A 24,449-nucleotide genomic window follows, 5' to 3' on the forward strand; every position below is an offset into this window, starting at 1 on the left:
TTTCATACAAAGTCAATCTGTTTGCACTTCTGGAACCTATATTTTTAAACCAGAAAACCGTAAATTTCATGAATAAGTAAGACTATGGAGACAAGAATTACAGCCCATTGAGATATTTTTCCTCCAGGTACCTTGAATTGGGCATTAAAATGCTTCCTGCCAAAATAACACATGAGCGCAGGTAAAAGCAGCAATAAGATAATGCAAAAGATTCCTGCATAACTCAAGGCATGAATGTAGGCGCCAGGGTAAAAGATGACAATAAGCAAGGGGGGCATAAAGGTTAACAGAAATAAACCCATTCCATGCGTTCCTTTATCACGCAATTTTAACCCATCGGCAAGAAAACTGTACAGGCAAAGAGATACTCCAAGAAAAGCCGTGAGCATACAAATGGAGGTAAACAGATTAAAGAATGCCGTGATGGTTGAGCTGTGTACCTTTGCAGACAATAAAGCAGCAAGTGCACTGGTGGTATGCGGATTTTGCATTAAGCGTTCAAGTCCCTCATTACCATCCGAAGGTAAGGTACCAATAATGACAGCATCCCACGCAATATAACAAAGTAATGGTATTAAAGAGCCTATCAGAATAACCTTCTTTAATGTGTTGATGTCATCATCGAAATATTCTCTCAAATTCGGCACAATAATGGCAAACCCAAAAGAAGTAATCAGAATCATTATGGAACCACTAATGTAGCTGAGGTCACCGTGATGAAAATGACTAATTTCTATGTATGGAGCAATCAAAACGACCAGTAAAGCATAAATTGCCAGTTTCCCAAACATCAGTGCTCTGTTGGCTATATCCACATAACGAATTCCACCGTACACAACTAACCCAAAAAGCAGAGTAAACAGGGTGCTGGCTTGCCATTCATTAAGCTGAAGACCTGTTTTTAATACCAGGCTATTGAGCACATCAGCTCCACCAGATATATAAGCAGAGAGAAGGGTATATAACAAAAACAGATAACTTATCCAGGCTGCAATAAGACCATAATTTCCCAATGTGGCTGCTGCCATGGAAACCATGTGTTTTCCTCTGGGTAAATAAAGATTGGCCTCAAGGATAAAAAAAGCGCCGAGTGTCATAAACGCCCAACATATCAATAGAAAAAGAGTGGATTGCCAAAATCCGGTAGCTGCATTAGCAACCGGCAGGGCAAGCATGCCCCCGCCTATTGAAGTACCCACGATGAGAAGGATACCGCCTATAAATCTTGAACGCATGAATCAGCCTTATTTTGTATACATCTCTTGAGGTTGAGCAATTGAAGCATCAACCCATTGAATTTCTATGCGTCTGTTTTGTGCACTTCCGTGTATCAGATTATTATCTGAGACGGCATTTTTATCTCCATATCCTTCTGCTTTTAGTTGGCTTGCAGGTATGTTATTCGCCCATAGGAAGCTCAGCATGGTTTCAGCTTGCGCCTGTGAAAGCTGTTTCTTGTGATGGCGTGAACCCACATTATCAGTAAATCCTGCTACATAAAATCGGCTGTTGGGGTAGTATTTTAATAGCCTGATGATGTTATTTAAGCCAGGATAGCAAACCTCGTTTAGTCGTGGACTATTGAACATAAAATACTTATCGGTAGGCACAATAAGTAATTTGGTATCCCCGTATTGAATAAATTGTATATCCTGTTTCATCAAGTCTTTGATGATCTTTGGTTTAGAATCTTTATAAAGACCAGAGACTGCCCCAACGGCTCCGCCTATGCCACCACCAAGTAGTGTTCCTGATACCGTTCCGCTGGCTACGGCTCCAATTACTGCACCTCCAGCTGCTCCGCCAGCAGCTGTGCGAGCGGTTCGTGAATCGGGTTTAAAATTATTAAAAGGCGGATGAAAGCAACCGCTTAAAAAGCAAATGATTAATCCAAGGCAAAGAACTCGATTTTTATTTGCGTTGAGTGACATTTCCACTCCTTTAATCAGTGATTTAATCATTATTAAGCATCTAGGTAATTTTCGCAATGCAACTTACAGGTAAACTTGAAACATAATCTGTAAATACGGTTCAATGTGATATTCGTTTTAGTTATTTATTCTTGATTTAATGTACAACTGAGGGATGCACTCTGATCTGTTTGTTCCTGAGCAGGGGTATTGCCGTTTGATCGTGCTTTACACGTATTAAAAAAACACAGCAAGTTTTTTTCTCGCTCCGCTTCATTATTCAATGGATCAAAGGTTTTAAATTTGGCAAAGCAAGCAAGGCCATTATTCATCGAGCTCATAAGCAGTAGTGCAGAACAAAGGCTGCACATGAGTCCACATATGGGGTCAACCAGAATCAGAGGAATTCCTACAGAAATGCAGGAAAAATAGAATAAGGCCGATGTTGCTGCCCAAAATAATAATTCACAGACTATGATCAGATTATGAATAATAATTTCTATCTGATAGCTTGTGGTCCTTTGAGCCATCAAATTAAGAGCATGATCAGACGATATTATCCCGAAACTGGTTTGCTTCAGGATTAAAATAAGGCGATTATAGTCTTGCAAAATACGAATTTTGGCTGATTTATTTTCAGCACGATGAAATGCTTTGTCATAATAGGATTCAACCTGTTTCAATTGCGCATTCAGATTGTTATCTAATGGGTGTTCGGCAAAAATAGTTTCCAGATTCTGATGACAATCGTTCATTTGAACCAACAAATCAGTCGCTTTTTTTGCATATGACATCGTTCATTCCTGGTGTTAAAGCTCTAGTCGGAAAGTTTGGTACCATAAAGCCTGTCTCCTGCATCTCCCAGCCCCGGAACTATATACCCTTTTTCGTTTAACTGTTTGTCTATGGCCGCTGTAAATATTGGAACATCCGGGTGCTCTTCCTGGAAAGACGCTATTCCTTCGGGAGAGGCAAGCAAACATAGGAACTTGATGGATTTTGGATTAATGGCTTTAATCTCTCGAACGGCCGCAATCGCTGAGTTACCCGTTGCGAGCATGGGATCAACAACAATGACATCACGATCTTGAGTGTGTTCAGGGAGTTTAAAATAGTATTCTACTGGTTCAAGAGTTTTGGGATCTCTATAGAGGCCAATGTGTCCAATTCTTGCGGTTGGTACCAGTTGGAGCATTCCGTCCAGGAGCCCATTTCCTGCTCGTAATATGGAAACGAACACCAGTTTTTTTCCTTTTAGAATAGGAGATTGCATGGTGGCCAAAGGTGTTTGTATGTCCTCATATTCAATTTCCAGATCACGAGTGACTTCATAGGCCAAAAGCATACTGATTTCATGCATCAAAGTACGAAATTTAACCGTACTGGTTTCCATTTTTCGCATAATCGTGAGTTTGTGCTGAACCAGTGGATGATTTACTACAACAACATTTTTTTTATTCATTGGAATTCCTTATTAAAAAACGGTGCCATCACTAATAATTTGTATGGGAGGTGTTCCCTGGACTCTTTTTTCTTTAGCTATACGTCGCCCCGCCTCCCACGTCCCGCCTTGAAGAATTTTTGCCAAAGGGAGGGAATAAGCGTTTTTACCTAATTGGATTCTAATCAGTTCTGCCAAGTCGTCCAATAGTGCTACTGTTAAAGCTCTCCATTCCACTATCGCTTCTGATCCGGGATCTTGTGGTTTAAGAAGTAATTCCTTATTTTTCACGCATAGAAGACCTGTATCTATGAGCAATCCCCCGTTTCTATACTCTGGTAAACCGGTTAACGAATCCAGATCAGTGACTTTAATGCCAACTGTTTCAAGTGGTTCAAGCAGCGAGTAGGTTAACCATTGCGATAATTTATGGAAGGGCATGTATTCAGAACCTGGCGCATTTGATTTTAATGCACTATGTATCCAGACATCGCCCAGTGATACTCCTTGAAATGACAGTCTTATTGGCCACACCTCGTTAAATGCATTTAATACCGCCTGAAATAGCGTTTGTGCTGCAAGAGTCTGCGTTGTTTGTAATGAGGTAATATATGAATAAAAATTGCCAAGCCGGCCTTGTTTATCAAAATATTCAGGATGAGTTTTTAGTATCATTCCCAATTTTTTAAGCAATGCTACTCTTCCTGAAACGCCTTCAAGCGGGTTATTGGGGGTAACTTGAAACGCCTTTTGTAAATCCTCTTCTGTGAAAGTAATTAATCGGTCAGCATCGATGCGATAAGGATTATGAGGATCATTACTTAGTACGCCACGTTGATAAAGTGATAAACTTGCCAGAGCCAGCCCTTCCGAACGTGTGTATTCTTCATCACTGATTTTTTCTTTATAACGCCATAATGAACCCGCTCCAGCATCCAGAAAAACACTGATGATTACCAGTTCAAAGAGTATTTTTCCCTGCTCATCAGAAGGCATGTGACCTAGATTATTGCGCAGCGCTTGAATACGGTTTATACCGCCTGCTTCAAAATGTCGCCATCTTGAGTGATAGGGAACCTGAAGATCAGGGTAATTTTGCTTTATTACATCGATGACATAAGACGCTGTTGGCATCATTTGTTTGGGATCAACAGAAAAATAATTCAGTTTATTTTCTTTTGCCAAATCCAATAAACGATGGGCTCGAGTGCGAATAGTTACTGGATCTCTTAATGTGTTGAGGATAGATTTGGTTTCTTCTTCTTTATTCATGAAGACTGCGCCCCTTTGGAAGAGCCAATTCGTTAATATCTATGATGCCATCGGGTGAATAGTACCCAGCGGCTCTTTTGGCATCCATTTCAACATTAGCATCAGGAGGAATCAAATCATCTGGTATTTTAATCCGTTCAACAATTTCTATTCCTGCCTTTTGCAATGCTTCGTATTTCATATTGGACATGGAAACAAAACGGTGAATTTTGGTAATGCCTAACCAATGTATGATATCAGACATTAATTCCTGAAAACGCATATCCTGGGCGCCTGCCACGCATTCGGTCCGTTCGAAATATTTAGCTGCTGTATCGCCGCCTTTTTGTCTTTTGCGTGCGTTGTATACCAGAAATTTGGTAACTTCACCTAATGCCCTTCCTTCTTTCCTGTTGTATACGATTAATCCCGCACCTCCACGTTGAGCCGATTCAATACACAGTTCAATGCCATGAGTCAGGTAGGGTCTACAGGTGCAGATGTCGGATCCAAAGACATCCGAACCATTACATTCGTCATGAATACGACAGGTTAATTCGATTTTGGGATCATGGATCGTTGTGACATCACCAAAAAAATAAGCGGTAAGACCACCAATTGGCGGTAGAAAGACATCCAAATCACTACGGGTGATCAATTCAGGAAACATTCCTGCTGTTTGTTCAAATAAAGTGCGGCGCATTAATGACTCGGAAATCTGAAATCTCTCAGCTATACCTGGTAAATACCAAACAGGCTCTATGGCTGCTTTAGTCACAACGACATCGCCTGATTCACTTAATATTTTACCATCAGGTTTTAAGCGACCTTTTTGAATAGCAGTATGCAACTCAGGAATATTAATATGGGCTTTAGTAACTGCAATAGTTGGCCTGATGTCGTAACCAGCTTTAATTTCATCTGCAAAAACAGTAGCCACCTTATGTCCCCACGGATCAAGAGAGATAATTTTACCTGGCTCACTCCATTGTTTGTGGGGGCCAATTTCTACCGGGGGAGTGGTATCGGTCAAATCAGGGATATGTTCCGGATCCAGTACACCAGCGGCAACGGCCAGCGCTCGATATACGGAATAAGAGCCCGAATGAGTTCCTATGACGTTTCTGTTCTTGATTTGGGTTAACGAGGCAATAACAGGGCCTCTTTCCCTGGGATTGGCTTCACCCCATTTGATTTTTAATGGTGCAGCAGTATGTCCGGATGGATGCGACGTTAAAACAACATGGCTTTTGCTTTTTTTCTTTGTCTCATCAGGTAACATGATACTAATTCCTTTTATTGAGCTGGAGAGGATGGGCTTTTTAAACAGTATTATCAAGCCAATCATAAACTACAGCATTGGCGTAAGATATATTCCCTACCTGACAATGTCCTCCTGCGCCTTCAAAATCACTGAATACATGTTTATCAGCATCAGTTTTGGAACAAAATTGATTAAATTGTTTTTCTGGTTCAATTCCTTCACTCATACCTAACAATGCCAGGCATGGAATATTGAGTTGAGTTAATGAACTACCTACCGTAAATTGCTTTAAATAGTCGAAGGTTGCCTTAAATGATTTTTGTCCAAAGCGTCTGATGAGTTGCTCTGATTGTGCTTTAAGTCTGGGAGGCATTACTTCATCAGGAATGGATTGCAAATCTGATAGTCCGAAATCATCTGAATCGGACATTTTACAGGGATCCATGTTAACAAAAGAACACATATAAGCATGTAAATCCAGGATGGGGGAATTGGCAATAAGCGCCTTAATGCGTGGTTCATGGCAAGCCGCACGGGTAGCAAAATATCCTCCAAAACTAATTCCCATCAATGCAAGGCTGTGTTTGTTCACTTCATGTCTTGATTCGAAATAATCTATGACTCGCTTTAGAATCTGCTCAAAATCAGGTTCAAAAAAAGTAGCCGGATATTTTCTGAATACATCCATTTGTCCGGGACCTGCGAAATGAATGACATTGTATCCTCGCTCAACAGCAGCCAAGCCACGCATCATGCATTCTTCTTCAAGGGTTCCGTCAAATCCGCTGACTATCATTAGGGTATTACGTTTTACACCATCGTTTTCTGGGGAGACAAAATAAGCTGGAAGATTAATCCCTCTATAAGGGATGGAATGATTTTCAAAATGAAGATCCATGTTGGATATGGCAGTGCAAAAACAATCTGCTGAGTTTAATCCTAAACGTCGGTGATGATCTGATGAGCAAGGAGAAAAATATTCAGCTGCACGGTACGAGTTTGATGCGCGAAACAGTTGCTCTCGGCCGCTAATTACGTGGTTCTTTACCAAACGTTCCATGCCATCATCTTTTTGCCATTCTGCAAGGCGCTCAAATTCTCTCACCCAGTCTTCGGGTGTTCCGTCAGGAATTTGATGAGCAATGTTCAGGCATTCGCCTATGGATGATGCTCGGTATGTGCTGGCTCCTAATTGTCGAATTAATTGAAAATCCATCTCAGGATCAGAAAATCCTTTGACCCTTATAGCACCTCGGCTTATGTCATTCATTTTTATTCTCCATCAATCCCTGATCGTATAATTTTTCTAAAAGTCACAACAGTTCAGGTGTTTTAGTTTTTTATCTATTCTAGGCCATAACCCATTGATTGAACAAGAACCTTAAATTCTTTATGATAGTATCCAACATATAAACTGCTTAGTGTTCAGGAAGATTATTATGACTGTTTTAATTATTTGCTTGCTTATTGCTGTGATATTGCCTTATTTAGCTAAAATTCCTGTTGGTTATGCAATGCAAAAGTCGGGCGGTTATGACAATAATCATCCTAGAGAACAACAAGCGAAGTTGGTAGGCTTTGGTGCCAGAGCATTAGCAGCGCACCAGAATTGTTTTGAATCGTTATCGGTATTCTCGACCGCAGCTCTTACCGCTATTGCAACCAATCATGTCAGCTCGGGCATACAGATTTTGGCGGTAGTTTATATTGTTTCCAGAGTGATTTATAACATCCTGTATCTGATGAATTGTGCCACCTTGCGATCTACAGTCTGGTTTATAGGTTTGGCTTCATGTATCTCGATATTGTGGTTGTGCCTGCCTTAGCAGCGACTCAATATTTGTTATGTTAGTTTATTGAATTGTCTAAAGACCTTAGGGTTTCTTAAAAAAATAAATTGGATAAATCGAACAGCATGGCTTAAACTTTGCGTGTTGCCCATTATGGAGAATGATTATGAATTTTTGGAAATCGCTAAGTTGTTTTTTTATTGCAGTATGTTATTTACCATTGACTTTTGCGGCTGGTTCACCTGCAGGTAACTGGACTACAATAGACGATAAAACTGGAGCCAAAAGAGCTTTGGTTAATTTATCCATCTCTGATGGAGTTTTAAGTGGACACATAGTCAAAGTGTATTCACGGGCTGGCGATACTGGTATTTGCTCTAAATGTCCTGGGGCGTTCAAAGATAAAAAAATTCAAGGTCTTGGTTTTATTTGGGGTTTAAAAGATGAAGGAAATGGGGTGTGGAGTGGTGGTTCCATACTTGATCCTCAAACAGGAAAAATCTATAAAGTCAAAGCAACCCTCCAAGGTAATAAAATGTACGTTAGAGGTTATGTCGGAGTATCCATGCTGGGCAGGACTCAAACTTGGGTCAGATGATACTTTTGAAAAAATAATAGAAAAAAAGGCACACTAAAGTGTGCCTTTTTTATTAAAACCGCATTACAATGGTGTCTGTTAAAAGTAAATCTAACGTGAATATAGTGTTGCAATGATGCCAGAGCTTCAAACATCAAAGAAATCTGTTGATCCATTAAAACGTCCTCCTCACTCAGTCGAGGCAGAGCAATCCATCATTGGTGGTTTAATGTTGGATAATCAGGTTTGGGACAAAATCAACACGAAACTCTGTGAAGCAGATTTTTACCGAACCGAACATCGCATACTGTTTAAATCCATAACTGCCTTAGCCAAAAAGGATCAGCCTTTTGACGTAGTGACACTGCTTGATGCATTAAAGTCTCACAATGAATTGGATGATGCTGGTGGCGAGGCCTATCTCTTTGAATTGGCAAACAATACTCCAAGTGTGGCTAACGTCTCTGCTTATGCAGATATAGTCAGAGAAAAATCAGTACAAAGGCAGTTAATTGCTGTAGCAACAGAGATTGCCGATTCAGCATATAATCCTGTTGGAAGACAGGTTCCAGAACTTTTAGACCTTGCAGAATCTAAAGTATTTGCCATTGGTGAGCAGACTGGTGGAGATGGTGGCCCTGAAAATATTAAATCTATTTTGGTACGTGCCGTAGAGAAAATTGATGCGCTTTATCACAGTGGCGATGCCATTACTGGACTTGCTACAGGATTATCCGACTTAGACGAAATGACCTCAGGGTTACAGCCTTCGGATTTGGTGATTGTTGCAGGCCGTCCATCTATGGGTAAAACAACGCTCGTGATGAATATGGCCGAACATGCTGCCATCAAGGCAGGTAAACCGGTTTTAGTGTTCTCTATGGAAATGCCAGCTGATTCACTGGCTATGAGGATGATGTCTTCATTGGGTCGTATTGATCAACATCGCATCAGAACTGGTAAACTTGATGACGATGATTGGCCTCGAGTGACCTCCGCAGTACACATGCTTTCCGAAGCGCCGTTATTTATAGATGACACTCCGGCATTGAGTCCAGGAGAAATGAGGGCTAGAGCCAGACGTTTGGCAAAAGAACATGGCGCCTTGGGTTTAATAGTGGTGGATTATCTGCAATTAATGAAAGTACCTGGATTTGGTGCCGATAACCGAACTGCTGAAATATCTGAAATTTCGCGCAGTTTGAAATCCTTGGCAAAGGAATTGCAGGTTCCTGTTATTGCTCTGTCTCAGTTGAATCGAAGCCTGGAGCAACGAGCTGATAAGCGTCCGGTTATGTCTGACCTCAGGGAGTCGGGCGCCATAGAGCAGGATGCTGACTTAATCTGTTTTATTTATAGGGATGAAGTCTATAATGAAGACAGCCCGGATAAGGGAACCGCTGAAATTATTATAGCCAAGCAAAGAAATGGTCCTATTGGTCGAGTTCGCGTAGCCTTTTTGGGTAAATTTACTCGATTTGAGGATTTGGCTTTTAATGGTTATCAAGGAGTAGATTAACGTGTCCAGACCGACTCGCCTGGTTATAGAACCCAGCGCATTGTTACATAATCTGGCACAAATCCGACGATTTGCTCCCAATAAAAAAATAATTGCCATGGTTAAGGCGAATGCTTACGGTTGTGGAATTAAATCGATTATTCCACCACTGGAAGGTCAAGTTGATGCTTTCGGTGTGGCTTGTCTTGAAGAGGCTTTGGCTATTAAAAGAATGGGCAGCCAAACGCCGTGTATTCTTTTTCAAGGTGTATTCAGCCCTGATGAATTACTTGTTGTAGCACAGAATCGACTGGAATGCGTTCTGCACCAGCCTCATCAGTTAGAATGGCTTATCAATACCCCATTGCCTAACCCTATTAAATTATGGGTAAAAGTTAATACTGGAATGCACCGATTAGGCTTTAAAATCGGGGAGCTGGGTAATGTAATCAGTGCGTTACAGTCTTGTTCCTGGGTTGACCAGGATATTGGTCTGATGACTCATTTAGCTTGTGCAGATGAAATAAACAGACAAGAAAATGAACAGCAGATTTCTTTGTTTGAACAAATAAAGTTGAGTGGGTTCAGTAAACGCAGTATCGCTAATTCAGCAGCAATTATCTCATTTCCCCAAACGCATCATGATTTTATCAGACCTGGTATTATGCTGTATGGCGTTTCGCCATTTGCACATCAAACTGCTCCTGAACTGGGCTTAAAACCAGTAATGTGCTTTATGTCAGCAATAACAGCTATTCATCATCTTCCTCCTAATGCTCAAGTGGGATATGGTGGTACCTGGAAAAGTGATAAACCCTCAGTTATCGGTATTGTTGCAGCAGGTTATGGTGATGGCTATCCAAGACATATCTCCTCTGGTACTCCTGTTTGGGTTAGAGGTAGAGAAGTAACTGTTGTAGGCAGAGTATCCATGGATATGATAACCGTCAATCTAACCGCCCACCCTGATGTGGTTGTAGGTGATTCAGTTGAACTATGGGGAAACCATATCCTGGTTGAACGAATTGCACAGGCGGCGGGGACTATAGGCTATGAATTATTATGCCAGATCTCCGAGCGAGTTCGTCACGATTAGAATCTTTTTTCGATGAAGTAGACTTCCGACAGAGAGAATTCAGACTGGAATACCTGAGGTATGGATAATATCTGAGCGTGATGGTAGAATGGCAACCTATTTGTAACTCATGAAACGGGTGAACTGTAATGAAAAAAATAACTGTTGCATCTTTAACTTTGTCATTTTTTTTAGTTGGTTGTGCGCCAATCAACAATGAAGGCGTTGGAACTATAACAGGCGGCGTTGTTGGTGGATTGCTTGGCAGTCAATTTGGTGGTGGTTCAGGTAAAGTAATGGCAGCAGCCGGTGGTGCTTTGTTGGGTGCTTATCTGGGTGGGCAAATTGGTAAAACCATGGATAGACAGGATAGGCTGGAAATGCAGCGTGCTTTGGAGACTGCACCAACAGGCAGGGCAGTCGTGTGGTCAAATCCCGATAACGGAAATCGTTATACTGTACAGCCTACCAGAACTTATTATCAAGCTCAGCAACCATGTCGTGAATACATTACTAAAGCCCTGATTGGCGGAAAAACACAGCAAATCTACGGTAAAGCGTGTCGTCAGGGTGATGGCTCATGGCGTGTTGTGAGCTAGCCAGTTATCTGATTTTATTCCTCTACGCCGTTAGCGTTTGAAAAGCGCTAACGGCTTTGGGTTCAGCCAGCTATTTTTCTTGATAATACATCTTACGCACAAAGCCTTATTAAATCCTTCCGTTCGAGTTAACAACCCCCTATTTATTGTGCTATATTTATACAGTTGGTGGTTAAAAAATAGTAATTTGTGTTCATGGAGAAAGAAATGGCTCAGTTAATATACAGCATCTTACCCATGCCTCCTCGTAAAATTGTTTACATTCATCCTAATGAATCAGTGAAACACTGTATTAATTTAATGGTAGAACAGGATATAGGTGCCGCTGTAGTTATAGATGAGGACAAACAACTGGTTGGTATTGTAAGCGAACGGGATATTGTTCGCTCTTGTTTGCATCGATGTATTGACATGAATACTGGTCGGGTGTCTGATGTGGTCTATACGAGTCCAAGTATTCTCAGTCCTCACGATACCGTCGAAAAAGCCATGCAAGTTATGAGTCAGACCAAAAGAAGGCACATTTTGATTCGTGAAGACAAAGAGTTTCTGGCGATTTTATCTATTGGTGATATTCTTGTTCATTTACTGGAAGATAAAGCTCGAGTAATAGAACATTTAGAACATTACATTCATAACTAAAAAGGATTAAAGCATGATACTTAATCGTATTGAATGTCAGGGTATAGATAGTGTTGATGTTCTAAAATACGAATCATATGTACAGTCAAAAAATGCCTTTTAAAGCAGTGCATGTAGATAATTGCTTCTTCAGTCTAAGTGCTTCGTTTGTCTGAAGCATCCTGGAGATGCTCAAGATAAAATAAAGCTAAATTAAAATCATTAATCCATTGATTAAAAAGAGCAAACTCATATTTATTTCTAAAAGTATTGCCCAGTGTTATAGTTAATTTTTAACTTTAGCAATCAATCCATGACGAATATATTACGAATTTTACTTTTGTTCTTTGGTTTATGCGCCAGTCTTTGGGCTGATGATGTGGCGAGTCGCTGGTATACCTTAAAAGAAGGGAAACAGGCGATTATTCATATTGAATTATTCGTGACGACTACCTGTAAATATTGTCATAAAGCGGATGCCTTTTTTAAGGAGCTGCAAGCGAATACTCCTTGGTTACGCGTGCAGCGTTATGTGATCAATGATGATAAAAAAGCACTCATTCGATTCAATAAGTTATTAACCGAACAGAATATGTATGACTTTAGCGTACCCTCTGTATTTTTTTGTAATTCGCGCTGGATTGGATTTGCATCGAATGAGACAACAGGTAAAGATCTGCTGCGAGGATTGACTTATTGTAAAGATCAAATAGAACAAAAAGGCTCATTACCACAAGCTACTGTTGACGTACTGCAACGATGGGCAAACGCCAACTTATTTGACTCGTCCATGATAGACCCTCCTTCAGCAGCTAAATACATCAGCACTATGGCGTTAATTGATGCGATTAACCCGTGTGCTTTATTTTGTGTCGCCGGGTTTTTTGCGCTTCTTTTTCTTCAGGATAAAAGAAAGAACCAGTGTTTGACTGGACTCTTGTTTATTTTTACCTTGGGGGGAGTGCATTATTTTCAACAGGTTTATGCCGGTAACTTTTTTGGTTGGCTTCCGTTTCTACGCTTGCCAGCAGCAATAACCGGATTATTTGCTTTTTACCTTGCGGGACAATATTACAGACAGCGTCAACCAGTACCTTTATTTTATTTATTGACCTTTTTATTGGCATTGATGCTTCAGTCCTATCAGCAAACCTGTGTCATGAACTGGTCTTATATTTTTGGTCAATGGTTATCTAATCAACAATTAAGTACTACTCAATCGATACTGTATCAGTTAGCTTATCAGACAGTGTATTTATTGCTTTTATTCGTTAGCCTTGTTTTATACATGTTTCTTACTCAGACTAAATATTGGATTGGATTTAAAACGAAATTAAATACTATTGGATTGTTGTATTTAATGGCAATAGGGTTGTTATTGATAATTTATCCTTTGGCTCTGGCGAATTTACTGTTTTCTTTGTTTATCCTGATTGCTTTATTTGTATGTGGTTGGTTTTTAAGCAAATATCGTGAGCAGATAACGGATTGAATTCTTGAATAAGTAAAAATAAATCCAGCATATGGATCATTTTAAGATTTATGGAATACACTTAATAATATAAAAAAGATTTGTAACTCCCCAGGTAGGTCATCCTGAGCGTAGCGAAGGATTTCAAACTGCCTGGAACTGTGCCAGCTTCAGGAGATCCTTCACTACGTTCAGGATGACGTGAGTGCGGTTTGGTTAAATTAAAACCAATCTTATCCATAATCTGGGGAGTTACAAAGATTTTACAGTAAGTGCATAGAAATAGATAAACAAAGACCATGAATAGAGTGTTGTGGTTGTTATGTTGAAATGATGTGGTTTTGGGGATTTTTTTCTTACCAGAGTGCGTGTTATCTGATTTATTATGGTATGAGTAAATAGCCCCCAAATCCTCTACTGTTTGATGGATCACATGTCCTATTATTTTGTTAACACAAATGAAAAAGGCAGACTAAATAAATCAAGTAAAGGATTTCTTAAATGATCGATCAGGACTTAAAGAAAAAAATAGTCAATACAATCAGCGGCTATGAGACTAAATGCGATAAAATGCAATTGCAAATTAACGCATTGAAAAATGTTATTAATCAACTGATCATCACCCCACTAGGAATTAATTATGACATGGATGAACAACTCTCCAAATTTCGAGAATATTTGGATGAGGAATTCAATCTTGAAGAGTTGGAAAGAAAGGTTAATTCTCTGGTAAAACAATTTGTAAAAATTGAACATAAAAAAACGGAGTCTGCTCGTTTAATTTCAGGGTTAATTAAGCAAAGTGTTGATTCTCTCAGTCGCATAGCGACTAAGTCTTACGATAAACGAGCGGTTGATAAACTGTATAAAATGCTCGAGACGGGGGTAGAAAACCAAGTCGTTTTGGTGCAATTTAATGAAGCACTAACCCGATGCGTGTCTTTGGTGATTCAGGAGCTGGAGCAGTTGTCCCAAGCATCCTCAGCAGATGAACCGGTAAAAAATACAGATGGCGAAATCAGTCAAAAAATTAATGACAGTTTACAACAGTTAATTGACCATTTATCAATACCCCAGGCTTTGGACGTTAAAAAAGAAGAAATTAAAACAATATTAGAGCACCCATTAACATCTCAGGATTTGAACAAAATAATAGATGGGCTAACCGATTTGGTGGTTGATGCGTTTAACGTCGAGCAAAACAGATTTAAAGGATTTCTGCAACAGTTAACGAATCAGTTGCAAGATTTTGATGTTTATTTAAAAGTCAGCTCAAAAAACCATGCTCAGGGCTCGCTCGAGAGTCGTCAATTAGAAACTGGAATTCAAGATAATATCGATCAAATCAAAAATCATTTAGATAATTCAACGACAATTGAAGAACTCTCCATAAAAGTTAGCCAAAACCTTAAACTTATTGGTGATCGAATTCGCACCTTCAGAAAAAATCAGCAACGCCGTGAAAAAGAATTTGAACAACAGGTTGTTTCATTACAAACCAAGTTAACCGAATCTCAGCAAAATGCCGAAGAGATCAGGAATTTGCTCACTTTTCAAAAATACAGAATTAACCACGACAGCTTAACAGGTTTACCAAACCGTGAAGCCTATGATGAATATTTGACCGACTCATTTCAACGCTGGAAAATGCATTCAAGGCCGCTCTCGCTTGCAGTGGGTGATATAGATCATTTCAAGCATATTAATGATAATTTTGGTCATTTGGCTGGCGATAAGGTGTTAAAGAAAGTCGCTATGATTTTTAAATCATCCGTTCGCAGTCTGGATTTTATATCACGCTTTGGCGGAGAGGAGTTTGTATTTATTTTTGAAGAGACCCCACAACAACAAGCCTTAACTGTTTTGGAAAAATTACGCAAACTCGTTGAAGAGTGTCAATTTTATTATCAGGATAAAAAAGTAGATGTAACGGTATCTTTTGGTTTAACTACCGTTACAGATAAAGACGATCTTGAACATTTATTCATGCGTGCCGACAAGGCGATGTATAAAGCCAAGAACAGTGGCCGTAATCGAATTGAAATTCTTTAGTCGAGACTGTAACTCATGGTTTTGTTGGAACAGCCTCATATCTTTCATGTAAATTTGACTTGATCTTGTACGCATGATTTGGGATTATCTGAATTCTTGGTTTTTAGGGCAGTACTATGAGTAAACTCATTGATATTCCAGTTGTTGTTGAAAGCGGGCAAAAATACAAAACCGCAAACGGAGTCACGGCAATTAAAGATGGAGTAAAGTCAACGGGACTGGCTCATGAGCGCTTGCCAAAACCAAAATGGCTGCGTATCGTCAATCACACCACTCCTGCTTATAATCAGGTGAAAGAACAGGTTCAAAAGCATAGGCTTGCCACAGTATGCGAGGAAGCTAAATGTCCCAACATTGCTGAATGTTGGTCTCATGGAACAGCGACTATTATGTTGATGGGAGCCGTTTGTACCCGGGCGTGCAGATTTTGTGCTGTAGACACTGGAAATCCACACGGTTGGCTCGATGCTGATGAACCAGAAAATACTGCCAATACCGTTGCGTTAATGAATCTTGATTATGTGGTACTGACCTCGGTAAACAGAGATGATTTACCGGATGGTGGAGCCAGCCATTATGCTAAAACGATTAGAGCAATCAAAGAACGCTCTCCACGTACCAAGGTTGAAGCTCTGACTCCTGATTTTCAGGGTGTTGAACGAGATATTGCCGTTCTTTTAGATAGTGGTGTTGATGTTTTTGCACAAAATGTAGAGACTGTAGAGCGTTTAACTCATCCTGTACGTGATAACAGAGCAGGTTATCATCAAACGCTGGAAGTATTGGCTTTTGCGAAACGATATAGGCCTGATGTTTTAACTAAAACCAGTTTGATGCTGGGATTGGGCGAGACCAACGAGGAAATTCTGCAAACTATGGATGATTTAAGGGCTCATCAAGTCGATATATTGACCTTAGGCCAATACTTGCAACCGACTAAAAATCATTTACCCATCGCTCGTTACGTGACGCCAGAAACTTTTGCTGAATTAAGACAAGCAGGTTTGCAAAAGGGTTTCTTTGAAGTCGCATCGGGTCCTTTGGTTCGATCCAGTTACAGAGCTGATCGCGTTTTTAAGCGAGATAATCTGGGATTGGATAAACCTGTCTGAATCTCGAGTACATCGAGTTCCGCATTGCGTCATCCATCATCCATTAGTGTCTGTTGACAATTCACCAACACCAACACCAACGTGCCGTGGCTTGTCCACGGCATCCAGTAGATGGTCCAATTAAAATATGAACTTTCTAACAGATTGATTAAGAAGAGCAAACTCATAATATAACGGTTCTGACTAACAGCACTTTTTATGTAGGAGCTACGACAGACCTTATTAAGCGTACTTGTGAGCACAAAAATAAATTCATACCCGGCTTCATAGCCCAATATAACGTACACATGCTGGTTTATTATGAAATGGATGAGTTGTATATTGAAGCAGCTCGCCGTGAAAAACGTTTCAAAAATTGCCCAAGACAGTGAAAATGAAATCTCATTGAAAAACTTAATCCCGAATGGTGCGAGCTATATGAAGAAATTTGCCTATGATTGAGAGCTACTGGATGCCGTGGACAAGCCACGGCACGAAGGCAGCGGTGTATTGTCAACAGACCCCAGTCGATTTTAACAGAATGAATTGATTTAAATCGTTATATCTGGTGTTCATGACGAATTCACTTTTTAGCAAGAACCACGTCTATTATGTGAACATCATGATATGGAAAAGTGAATATTTTACTAAAAAGTCTTTTCAAGCGTTGAATCAGAAAATATTTGGGTAACATACGAATGGACAAGGTGTTAAGAAACCAGGTTCCTTCTATGCCAAAAAGAGCTAATTCATCAATATTATTCAGAGTGATGGGTATTTCCAGTCGCTGGTGGTCGATTATTTCAAACTGATGTTGTTTGAACGCAAACATTAACTCCTCTTTATTTGCAGCTACAGTAGTATTTTTGACTATGGACTTGTAATAATGACCAACAACACCGCTTAACAAAGAGTCTTGGGCTATAAATTCGGCCAATTGCTGTTGTGCGACAGGAAATGAGTCATAAGTCGTGGTAATCATGGAATAATGACCCGTGGCTCGGGTTAATAGCTTGGCTTCGTCAAACAATGTATTGATAGGTATATAAGCATTGATAAAATGAGCGAGAACCAAATCCTGACTGTGTGGCGGCAAGAATTTTCCTGCTTCGGCAGCACTGGCTTCTATGGTTTTTAAATTTAAGTTTTCACTGGCACGTTTCAACATCTCTGCCGAAACATCAATACCAGTAAACTCTGCTGATGGCATAATATCCGATAGTTTGCGCAGAAAAGCGCCATCACCAACGCCCAGATCAAGAACTTTATAGTTGGGTTTCAAACCCAAATGAAATTTCTTCATCTGTTCGATAGCAACGTGATGACTTTCGCTAATCGCCCCAAAGCGATTGGCGGTGTCGTAGTTATCAGCGATTTGGTTATACATGGCCTTCAAGGACATGCAGAATTCCTGTTTAACACTATTATCAAAGTATATCTCTAAAATGGGGCAATTGGCGACAGGTGATTGATGAAAATAGTATAACTTTATAATCTTCGTTTATTTGATGGCAGGACTTGTTTAATAGCTATGTTTTTTATTGTATACTGCCGAAATTATAAAAAAGTGTACACGCCAGAAAGGAATTGTTATGAGTAAAATTTCTGCACCAAAATCTATAGATTTGTCCAGTTTTCAACTTCCAGAAGAGCAACTTCAAACCAAATACGGGCTACCTCAAAATGTAGAATTTTGCAGAAGTTGCGTCATTTCAAATCAAAGACCTAACTCTGCAGTTGAATACGAGCACAAAAAGGAATCCAAGAAAAATACCATTCATTTTGATGAGCATGGAATATGTGATGCTTGTCGTGTGGCTGAGCGAAAAAAAACCGGTATTAACTGGGAAGAAAGGGATGCAGAATTAAGAGAACTGTGTGACCGTTACAGAAGCAAAGACGGATCTTACGATTGTGTTGTTCCTGGTTCTGGTGGCAAAGACAGTTTTTATGCAGCTCACGTACTCAAGTATAAATACGGCATGAATCCATTAACTGTAACCTGGGCTCCTCATATGTATACCCCATGGGGTTGGAGAAATTTTCAGTCCTGGTTGCATGCCGGTTTTGATAATCATCTGTTCACTCCTAATGGACGTGTTCATAGATTAGTTACTCGATTAGCCGTTGAAAATTTATTTCACCCATTTCAGCCATTTATGATTGGTCAAAAAGCTTATGCGCCTAAAATGGCATTACTTCATAATATCAAACTGGTAGTCTACGGTGAAAACGAAGCGGAATACGGAAATCCCATAGGCGATACTGAGTCAGCCAAACGTGATTGGAAATATTTCACTGCTGAAGATAAGAGTAAAATATTTCTCGGTGGTACATCGGTGCAGGAGTTAAAGGAAAATTACGGTCTGGTGAATTGCGATTTGGATGCTTACTTGCCAGCAGATCCTCAGCAAATTGAAGACAAGCAAATTGAAGTTCATTATCTGGGTTATTACCTGAAATGGCATCCGCAAAGCTGTTACTATTATTCGGTAGAACATGGCGGCTTTGAGGCATCTCCTGAGCGAACTCCCGGGACATACAGTAAATACAACAGTATTGATGACAAAATCGACGATTTCCATTATTTCACCACATTAACCAAATTCGGCATAGGTAGAGCGACTTACGATGCCTCTCAGGAAATACGTTCAGGCGATATAACGCGCGAAGAAGGTGTTGCTCTGGTGAAGCGTTTTGATTTGGAATTCCCTGAGCGATTTGCAGAAGAAATATTCAAGTACTTGAGTATTAATTCCAAAGATTTTCCTGTGGCATCACAAATGTTCGAACAGCCTATTATGGATAGAGCTTACTTCATGGCTTTGGCTGATACATTCAGATCCCCTCATCTGTGGAAAAAAGAAGGCGATCAATGGTTATTAAGACATCAGGTTACTAATCTTGAAAAAACCACAGCGGAATATTTGGAGACGGTTTAATGAGTAATGTCCGACTGATTGCTCGATTGGATATAAAAGGCCCCAATCTCATTAAGGGAATTCATCTTGAAGGATTGAGAGTCGTAGGAAATCCTAACGAATTTGCCATGGAGTATTATTCTCAGGGTGCGGATGAACTGATATACATGGATACCGTTGCTTCCTTGTATGGCCGTAATAATCTTTCGGATATTGTGAAAACAACCGCTGAAAATGTATTTATTCCCATCACTGTTGGTGGTGGTATTCGAACTGTTGATGATGTCAAACAGTTGCTGCGTTGCGGTGCTGACAAGGTGGCTATTAATACCGCAGCCACCAAAAACCCTTCTTTGTTAACCGATATTGCGAGACGCTTTGGATCGCAATGTGTCGTCCTTTCAATCGAAGCTAAGCGTACTTTGGACGGTCGTTGGGAAGTGTTGACTGATAATGGACGTGAACACACCAGCATGGATGTTGTTGACTGGGCCAGAAATGGCGAAGAGTTCGGTGCTGGTGAGATATTATTAACTTCTGTTGATCAGGAAGGAACAAGAAAAGGCTTTGATTTGGAACTTGTTAAGCAAGTATCTGAAGCTGTTTCAATTCCGGTGATAGCTAGTGGTGGTATGGGGCGCTTGGAAGATTTAACAGACGTAATTCATGAGGGCAAGGCTGATGCGGTAGCAATGGCTGATGTGTTGCATTACAAAAGATTAAGTTTGGCTGAAATCAGAAAGCATGCCCTTGATAACGACATTCATGTGAGAACTTTATGAGCTCAGTATCCATTATTGATTATGGCGTAGGTAATTTATTAAGTGTTGCACGTGCTTTTCATTACTTTGATGCGCAGGTGAATATAGTCAGTACACCGGAAGAAATAGTAAAAGCAGAACGTTTGGTATTACCCGGTGTAGGTGCTTTTGCGGATGGCATGAAAGGGTTAACTGATTTAAATTTTGTTGAACCTATCAAAGAATTTGCAGCAAGTGGTAAACCTTTCCTTGGAATATGTCTTGGCATGCAAATGATGTTATCCCGAAGCTGTGAGTTTGGTTTGCATGAAGGACTTGGTTTAATCAATGGAGAGGTGGTTTCTATTCCTCTGGAAGGTACAGACGGTATTCGTCACAAAATTCCTCATATAGGCTGGAATGAATTGATCGCATCATCTCAGGGAGAGGAATGGTCACAAACCCTCTTAAAAAATATTCCAGATAAGTCATCCGTCTACTTTGTTCATTCTTTTATGGCCGTTCCAGAAAATCCCCAAAACCGATTAGCCGATGTTTTGTATAATGGCCAGCTAATAAGTGCCGTCATCAAAAATGATAATGTATACGGATGTCAGTTTCATCCAGAGAAAAGCGGTGAAGTAGGGTTAAAAATAATTAACCAGTTCTTACACATTCAGGATTAAATAAGTGAACGTCTTAGCAATAATACCAGCTCGATCAGGATCGAAAAGATTGCCTGGCAAAAATACACGATTGCTTGCTGGTAAACCTCTCATTGCGCATACCATCAAGGCTGCAATTCAATCATCTTGTTGTGATGAAATCATCGTCTCTACTGATAGTCAGGAAATTGCTGACATTTCTAAAGAGCATGGTGCCACTGTACCTTGGCTGAGACCCGAACTATTGGCAAGAGACTCATCAGACGTTATTGGCGCAGTGACCGATGTTCTTGAGCGCTACGCTCAGATTGACCGTTATTTTGATAGTGTACTTCTGCTGCAACCCACTTCTCCATTTAGAAAAGCTGAAACCATAAAAAAAGCAGTAGAGTTACACAAGGATACCGGCCAAAGTGTTGTTTCAATCAACAAAGTATCTTTTAAACCCTCATGGTATAGGGGTATAGATAATGAGGGCAACCTGACCAGGGTTGAGGTGTTGATTGATAAAAAAGCGATTGAAGAAGAGTCGCCAATATACAGACTTAATGGTTCCATTTATATTGCCAGCACAGATCACATCTTGACAAACAAGACCTTTTATAGTGAACCTACCAAGGCATTACTTATTGACAGCCCTAGTGAGTCTATTGATATAGATACTTCTTTGGATTGGGCTTTAGTTGAAAAATTATTAGAATTAAAGGAAGAGGTTCTGGTATGACTTGTTTTATAATCGCTGAGGCAGGCGTAAATCATAATGGTGATATTCAATTAGCTAAAGATTTGGTTTATGCGGCAAAAGAAGCCGGAGCTGATGCGGTAAAGTTTCAAACATTTAAAGCAGATACCCTCGTTAACAAAACGGTAGGAAAAGCCGAGTATCAGAAAACTAACGCACCTGATTCAAACACGCAATATGAAATGCTTAAAGCCTTGGAGCTGACTGAAGAGGATCACTATCTTTTAAGTGATTTGGCGCAGTCACTTGGCATAGAGTTTATGTCAACCGGCTTTGATAATCAGACCATAGATTTTCTGGTTGATTTGGGGGTGAAACGTCTAAAAATTCCCTCAGGAGAGATCACCAATATTCCTTACTTGCATCATTGTGCCAGTAAAAAACTTCCTCTGATTATATCCACCGGTATGTGCGATTTGCATGAAGTGCGCAGTGCAATTGAAACAGTAAAACCTTATTTTGGTGACGGTTATGCACAGAACCTTGTTTTATTGCATTGTACATCCAATTATCCTGCTGCTTATCATGATGTGAACTTAAAAGCCATGTGTACTTTGGCTAAGGAATTCCATTTACCGGTCGGTTATTCGGATCACACCTTGGGAATAATGGTTCCCACTCTGGCAATAGGCATGGGAGCCACGGTAATAGAAAAGCATTTTACTATGGACAAATCATTGCCTGGCCCCGATCATCTTGCGTCTATGGATCCTGAAGAATTAAAAATTCTGGTTCAAACTGTTAGAGATGCTGAATCCGCTTTGGGGGACGGTGAAAAAAAACCGACTGAAAACGAAATTCCGATTAGAGCGCTAGTCAGACGAAGTGTTAGTTTAAAACATGATTTACCTAAAGGCGCACACCTAAGCCAAGATGATTTAATTTTATTAAGACCAGGTACAGGGATAAGTCCTGCGGAATTGCCTCAGATTATAGGCGCTCGTTTAAGCGTTAATCTTCCTGCTGGCAGTACTTTATTATGGGAACATATAGACGCGTGATGGGAAAAAAAATAATTTATGTCACAGGCACTCGAGCAGATTACGGCCTGATGCGTGAGGTTTTAAAAAAACTGGATTGTGCAGAAGAGATGGATTTGTTTCTTTGTGTCACAGGAATGCATCTATCTGGTCTTTATGGAAATACCATAACTGAAATCCAGGATGATGGCTTTAAAATCTGCGGGACTATACCCGTTGATGTAGAAAACACAAATCACAGTACTATGGCTAAAGCGGTGGGGTTTGAGCTTATAGGATTTACTGAAGTGTTCGAACGAGAAAAGCCAGATATTGTATTATTGCTTGGAGACAGGGGTGAAATGCTTGCTGGAGCATTAGCTGCGGTTCATTTAAATATCCCCATAGTGCACTTGCATGGAGGCGAACGTTCTGGAACGGTTGATGAGATGATTCGTCATGCCATTTCCAAATTAGCCCATATTCATTTTGTTGCTACAGAATCATCACGAGACCGTTTGATTAAAATGGGCGAAAAAGAAAGTTCTATTTTTGTAGTCGGAGCACCGGGTCTTGACGAATTAAAACGCTTTAAAACATCCAGCAGATCGCATTTTTACCAGCATTACGCTTTTAACCCCGAACAGAAGATTGCATTGTTAATTTATCATCCTGTAGTTCAGGAATATCAAGAAATTAAAAAACAATGTCAGAATGTTATTGAAGCGACTTTAAGCGCAGGGTTGCAAATAATTTGCCTGGAACCCAATTCCGATGCCGGTGGTCAGTTGATAAGAGAAGTTCTCAATGACTACAGACATTATCCTTCTCTTCGCATCATCAAACATTTGCATCGTTCAGAATTCATTGACTGTCTTGCTAATGTTGATGTAATGGTTGGAAACTCAAGCAGTGGCATTATTGAAGCTGCTTCGTTTAAGCTTGCTGTTGTTAATGTAGGTACCCGGCAAAATTTACGAGAGCGAAGTAATAATGTAATTGATGTAGGTATTGATCATGAAGCAATACTGTCAGGGATAAACAGAGCGTTAAATCAACCAAGAGAAGACATTATTAACTGCTACGGTGATGGTCATTCCAGTGAACGTTGTTATCAATTATTAAAGACTATAACTTTTGATTCTCAATTATTAAATAAAAGCAATGCATACTAAATTAAAAATAATAGGTTGTGGCGGACACAGTAAAGTAGTTTTAGATGCCTTATCATTAGATTCCAGAATTTTTGAAATTTCTCTTTGCGACAGTAATAAAGAGTTATTGGGCAGGGAGCTTGCTGGCTATTTGATCGATTCAACTATGGATGACCTATCAGACTATGATGGATTAGCTCATGTTGCTATTGGTAATAATCAGGTTCGCTTTCAGATTATACAATCAATTGTTCAACGAGCATCTCTGTTTACTGTAATTCATCCTGACTCAACGGTAGCCAAATCGTCGCACGTTGAATCGGGAACGTTTATCGCCGCACGAGCGATACTGGGCCCTGACAGCGTAATAGGTCGGGGTTCAATTATTAATCATGGCGCTATTGTGGATCATGAGGTAGTGGTTGGCTCGTGCTCACATATTGCACCTAACAGTACTTTAGGCGGTAGAGTAACAATAGGAAGTCGAGTATTAATAGGCGCTGGATCTGTGATTTTGCCTGGCGTTTGTGTTGGAGATGATGCGATTATAGGCGCAGGTGCGGTTGTAGTTAAAGACGTACAACCAAATACTACGGTAAAGGGTGTCCCAGCGGTATAAAAGGAATAA

24 protein-coding genes and 1 pseudogene are annotated in these 24,449 nt (G+C 40.1%); 17 read left to right on the forward strand and 8 right to left on the reverse strand.

Features of this window, described 5'->3' with window-relative positions:
• Nucleotides 1–44: 44 nt before the first annotated feature.
• The 7 genes from Lwor_RS12185 to Lwor_RS12215 form a co-directional block, all read right to left on the reverse strand.
• Nucleotides 45–1,235, reverse strand: a complete 1,191-nt coding sequence (locus tag Lwor_RS12185) for an amino acid permease (RefSeq protein WP_058494154.1) — start codon at nucleotides 1,233–1,235, stop codon at nucleotides 45–47.
• 9 nt (nucleotides 1,236–1,244) lie between these two features.
• Nucleotides 1,245–1,931 carry a C-OmpA-like family protein CmpA gene (gene cmpA / locus Lwor_RS12190; RefSeq protein ID WP_058494155.1) on the reverse strand — a complete coding sequence of 229 codons (687 nt, stop codon included), beginning with the start codon at nucleotides 1,929–1,931 and terminating at the stop codon, nucleotides 1,245–1,247.
• A gap of 125 nt (nucleotides 1,932–2,056) precedes the next feature.
• Nucleotides 2,057–2,704 carry a DUF5638 domain-containing protein gene (locus tag Lwor_RS12195; RefSeq protein ID WP_058494156.1) on the reverse strand — a complete coding sequence of 216 codons (648 nt, stop codon included), beginning with the start codon at nucleotides 2,702–2,704 and terminating at the stop codon, nucleotides 2,057–2,059.
• A gap of 23 nt (nucleotides 2,705–2,727) precedes the next feature.
• Nucleotides 2,728–3,372 (reverse strand): uracil phosphoribosyltransferase, encoded by a 645-nt coding sequence (upp, locus tag Lwor_RS12200; protein ID WP_058494157.1) that lies wholly within the window; start codon nucleotides 3,370–3,372, stop codon nucleotides 2,728–2,730.
• A 12-nt stretch (nucleotides 3,373–3,384) separates the two neighbouring features.
• A complete protein-coding gene (locus Lwor_RS12205) occupies nucleotides 3,385–4,623 on the reverse strand; it encodes a URC4/urg3 family protein (protein WP_058494158.1) in 1,239 nt (412 codons plus the stop codon).
• Nucleotides 4,616–5,884 (reverse strand): GTP cyclohydrolase II, encoded by a 1,269-nt coding sequence (locus Lwor_RS12210; protein WP_058494159.1) that lies wholly within the window; start codon nucleotides 5,882–5,884, stop codon nucleotides 4,616–4,618. Before Lwor_RS12210 ends, Lwor_RS12205 begins: the two co-directional genes overlap by 8 nt.
• Before the next feature lie 40 nt (nucleotides 5,885–5,924).
• The gene (locus Lwor_RS12215; RefSeq protein WP_058494160.1) at nucleotides 5,925–7,136 is read right to left on the reverse strand and encodes an alpha/beta hydrolase; all 1,212 of its coding nucleotides are present in this window, start codon (nucleotides 7,134–7,136) and stop codon (nucleotides 5,925–5,927) included.
• A gap of 169 nt (nucleotides 7,137–7,305) precedes the next feature.
• On the opposite strand from Lwor_RS12215, the gene Lwor_RS12220 reads away from it, so the two are divergent.
• The 10 genes and pseudogenes from Lwor_RS12220 (at nucleotide 7,306) to Lwor_RS13600 (ending at nucleotide 17,098) form a co-directional block, all read left to right on the forward strand.
• Complete coding sequence (locus Lwor_RS12220; RefSeq protein ID WP_058494161.1) at nucleotides 7,306–7,692, forward strand: MAPEG family protein; 387 nt, start codon at nucleotides 7,306–7,308, stop codon at nucleotides 7,690–7,692.
• Nucleotides 7,693–7,822: 130 nt separating this feature from the next.
• Complete coding sequence (locus tag Lwor_RS12225; RefSeq protein WP_058494162.1) at nucleotides 7,823–8,254, forward strand: DUF2147 domain-containing protein; 432 nt, start codon at nucleotides 7,823–7,825, stop codon at nucleotides 8,252–8,254.
• A gap of 115 nt (nucleotides 8,255–8,369) precedes the next feature.
• Nucleotides 8,370–9,752 carry a replicative DNA helicase gene (dnaB, locus tag Lwor_RS12230; protein ID WP_058494163.1) on the forward strand — a complete coding sequence of 461 codons (1,383 nt, stop codon included), beginning with the start codon at nucleotides 8,370–8,372 and terminating at the stop codon, nucleotides 9,750–9,752.
• Between the two features lies 1 nt (nucleotide 9,753).
• Complete coding sequence (alr, locus tag Lwor_RS12235; protein ID WP_058494164.1) at nucleotides 9,754–10,827, forward strand: alanine racemase; 1,074 nt, start codon at nucleotides 9,754–9,756, stop codon at nucleotides 10,825–10,827.
• A 128-nt stretch (nucleotides 10,828–10,955) separates the two neighbouring features.
• Entirely contained in the window at nucleotides 10,956–11,405 is a 450-nt protein-coding gene (locus tag Lwor_RS12240) for an RT0821/Lpp0805 family surface protein (protein ID WP_058494165.1), read from the forward strand.
• 207 nt (nucleotides 11,406–11,612) lie between these two features.
• Nucleotides 11,613–12,047 (forward strand): CBS domain-containing protein, encoded by a 435-nt coding sequence (locus tag Lwor_RS12245; protein ID WP_058494166.1) that lies wholly within the window; start codon nucleotides 11,613–11,615, stop codon nucleotides 12,045–12,047.
• Between the two features lie 292 nt (nucleotides 12,048–12,339).
• Nucleotides 12,340–13,518 carry a hypothetical protein gene (locus Lwor_RS12250; RefSeq protein WP_058494167.1) on the forward strand — a complete coding sequence of 393 codons (1,179 nt, stop codon included), beginning with the start codon at nucleotides 12,340–12,342 and terminating at the stop codon, nucleotides 13,516–13,518.
• A gap of 480 nt (nucleotides 13,519–13,998) precedes the next feature.
• Nucleotides 13,999–15,549, forward strand: a complete 1,551-nt coding sequence (locus Lwor_RS12255; RefSeq protein ID WP_058494168.1) for a GGDEF domain-containing protein — start codon at nucleotides 13,999–14,001, stop codon at nucleotides 15,547–15,549.
• A 116-nt stretch (nucleotides 15,550–15,665) separates the two neighbouring features.
• Complete coding sequence (gene lipA, locus Lwor_RS12260) at nucleotides 15,666–16,661, forward strand: lipoyl synthase (protein WP_058494169.1); 996 nt, start codon at nucleotides 15,666–15,668, stop codon at nucleotides 16,659–16,661.
• 170 nt (nucleotides 16,662–16,831) lie between these two features.
• Nucleotides 16,832–17,098, forward strand: a pseudogene (locus Lwor_RS13600) (GIY-YIG nuclease family protein).
• A 125-nt stretch (nucleotides 17,099–17,223) separates the two neighbouring features.
• Here the strand turns inward: Lwor_RS13600 and Lwor_RS12265 are convergent.
• Nucleotides 17,224–18,042: a class I SAM-dependent methyltransferase gene (locus Lwor_RS12265; protein WP_058494170.1), complete on the reverse strand. Its 819-nt coding sequence runs from the start codon at nucleotides 18,040–18,042 to the stop codon at nucleotides 17,224–17,226.
• Between the two features lie 190 nt (nucleotides 18,043–18,232).
• On the opposite strand from Lwor_RS12265, the gene Lwor_RS12270 reads away from it, so the two are divergent.
• Genes Lwor_RS12270 through Lwor_RS12300 form a run of 7 tightly spaced genes read left to right on the forward strand, consistent with a single transcriptional unit; the run spans nucleotide 18,233 to nucleotide 24,440 of the window.
• Entirely contained in the window at nucleotides 18,233–19,582 is a 1,350-nt protein-coding gene (locus tag Lwor_RS12270; protein ID WP_058494171.1) for an N-acetyl sugar amidotransferase, read from the forward strand.
• On the forward strand, nucleotides 19,582–20,343 hold the full coding sequence (gene wbuZ, locus Lwor_RS12275) for a glycosyl amidation-associated protein WbuZ (RefSeq protein ID WP_058494172.1): 762 nt from the start codon (nucleotides 19,582–19,584) through the stop codon (nucleotides 20,341–20,343). Before Lwor_RS12270 ends, wbuZ begins: the two co-directional genes overlap by 1 nt.
• Entirely contained in the window at nucleotides 20,340–20,987 is a 648-nt protein-coding gene (gene hisH, locus Lwor_RS12280) for an imidazole glycerol phosphate synthase subunit HisH (RefSeq protein ID WP_058494173.1), read from the forward strand. The genes wbuZ and hisH overlap by 4 nt, the downstream gene beginning before the upstream one ends.
• A gap of 4 nt (nucleotides 20,988–20,991) precedes the next feature.
• Nucleotides 20,992–21,690, forward strand: a complete 699-nt coding sequence (locus Lwor_RS12285) for an acylneuraminate cytidylyltransferase family protein (RefSeq protein WP_058494174.1) — start codon at nucleotides 20,992–20,994, stop codon at nucleotides 21,688–21,690.
• Nucleotides 21,687–22,709: a N,N'-diacetyllegionaminate synthase gene (legI, locus tag Lwor_RS12290; RefSeq protein ID WP_058494175.1), complete on the forward strand. Its 1,023-nt coding sequence runs from the start codon at nucleotides 21,687–21,689 to the stop codon at nucleotides 22,707–22,709. Before Lwor_RS12285 ends, legI begins: the two co-directional genes overlap by 4 nt.
• The gene (gene neuC, locus Lwor_RS12295; protein WP_058494176.1) at nucleotides 22,709–23,842 is read left to right on the forward strand and encodes a UDP-N-acetylglucosamine 2-epimerase; all 1,134 of its coding nucleotides are present in this window, start codon (nucleotides 22,709–22,711) and stop codon (nucleotides 23,840–23,842) included. Before legI ends, neuC begins: the two co-directional genes overlap by 1 nt.
• Nucleotides 23,832–24,440: an acetyltransferase gene (locus Lwor_RS12300; RefSeq protein WP_058494177.1), complete on the forward strand. Its 609-nt coding sequence runs from the start codon at nucleotides 23,832–23,834 to the stop codon at nucleotides 24,438–24,440. Before neuC ends, Lwor_RS12300 begins: the two co-directional genes overlap by 11 nt.
• The last annotated feature ends 9 nt before the right edge of the window (nucleotides 24,441–24,449 follow it).

It is taken from the genome of Legionella worsleiensis (assembly GCF_001467535.1).
Lineage (GTDB): Bacteria > Pseudomonadota > Gammaproteobacteria > Legionellales > Legionellaceae > Legionella > Legionella worsleiensis.

What these genes read in the sequence shown, in the direction of transcription:
- Lwor_RS12185 (WP_058494154.1), bottom strand. Translation starts at nt 1,235, where the DNA reads ATGCGTTCAAGATTTATAGGCGGTATCCTTCTCATCGTGGGTACTTCA.
- cmpA (WP_058494155.1), bottom strand. Translation starts at nt 1,931, where the DNA reads ATGTCACTCAACGCAAATAAAAATCGAGTTCTTTGCCTTGGATTAATC.
- Lwor_RS12195 (WP_058494156.1), bottom strand. Translation starts at nt 2,704, where the DNA reads ATGTCATATGCAAAAAAAGCGACTGATTTGTTGGTTCAAATGAACGAT.
- upp (WP_058494157.1), bottom strand. Translation starts at nt 3,372, where the DNA reads ATGAATAAAAAAAATGTTGTTGTAGTAAATCATCCACTGGTTCAGCAC.
- Lwor_RS12205 (WP_058494158.1), bottom strand. Translation starts at nt 4,623, where the DNA reads ATGAATAAAGAAGAAGAAACCAAATCTATCCTCAACACATTAAGAGAT.
- Lwor_RS12210 (WP_058494159.1), bottom strand. Translation starts at nt 5,884, where the DNA reads ATGTTACCTGATGAGACAAAGAAAAAAAGCAAAAGCCATGTTGTTTTA.
- Lwor_RS12215 (WP_058494160.1), bottom strand. Translation starts at nt 7,136, where the DNA reads ATGAATGACATAAGCCGAGGTGCTATAAGGGTCAAAGGATTTTCTGAT.
- Lwor_RS12220 (WP_058494161.1), top strand. Translation starts at nt 7,306, where the DNA reads ATGACTGTTTTAATTATTTGCTTGCTTATTGCTGTGATATTGCCTTAT.
- Lwor_RS12225 (WP_058494162.1), top strand. Translation starts at nt 7,823, where the DNA reads ATGAATTTTTGGAAATCGCTAAGTTGTTTTTTTATTGCAGTATGTTAT.
- dnaB (WP_058494163.1), top strand. Translation starts at nt 8,370, where the DNA reads ATGCCAGAGCTTCAAACATCAAAGAAATCTGTTGATCCATTAAAACGT.
- Lwor_RS12240 (WP_058494165.1), top strand. Translation starts at nt 10,956, where the DNA reads ATGAAAAAAATAACTGTTGCATCTTTAACTTTGTCATTTTTTTTAGTT.
- Lwor_RS12245 (WP_058494166.1), top strand. Translation starts at nt 11,613, where the DNA reads ATGGCTCAGTTAATATACAGCATCTTACCCATGCCTCCTCGTAAAATT.
- Lwor_RS12250 (WP_058494167.1), top strand. Translation starts at nt 12,340, where the DNA reads ATGACGAATATATTACGAATTTTACTTTTGTTCTTTGGTTTATGCGCC.
- Lwor_RS12255 (WP_058494168.1), top strand. Translation starts at nt 13,999, where the DNA reads ATGATCGATCAGGACTTAAAGAAAAAAATAGTCAATACAATCAGCGGC.
- lipA (WP_058494169.1), top strand. Translation starts at nt 15,666, where the DNA reads ATGAGTAAACTCATTGATATTCCAGTTGTTGTTGAAAGCGGGCAAAAA.
- Lwor_RS12265 (WP_058494170.1), bottom strand. Translation starts at nt 18,042, where the DNA reads ATGTCCTTGAAGGCCATGTATAACCAAATCGCTGATAACTACGACACC.
- Lwor_RS12270 (WP_058494171.1), top strand. Translation starts at nt 18,233, where the DNA reads ATGAGTAAAATTTCTGCACCAAAATCTATAGATTTGTCCAGTTTTCAA.
- wbuZ (WP_058494172.1), top strand. Translation starts at nt 19,582, where the DNA reads ATGAGTAATGTCCGACTGATTGCTCGATTGGATATAAAAGGCCCCAAT.
- hisH (WP_058494173.1), top strand. Translation starts at nt 20,340, where the DNA reads ATGAGCTCAGTATCCATTATTGATTATGGCGTAGGTAATTTATTAAGT.
- legI (WP_058494175.1), top strand. Translation starts at nt 21,687, where the DNA reads ATGACTTGTTTTATAATCGCTGAGGCAGGCGTAAATCATAATGGTGAT.
- neuC (WP_058494176.1), top strand. Translation starts at nt 22,709, where the DNA reads ATGGGAAAAAAAATAATTTATGTCACAGGCACTCGAGCAGATTACGGC.
- Lwor_RS12300 (WP_058494177.1), top strand. Translation starts at nt 23,832, where the DNA reads ATGCATACTAAATTAAAAATAATAGGTTGTGGCGGACACAGTAAAGTA.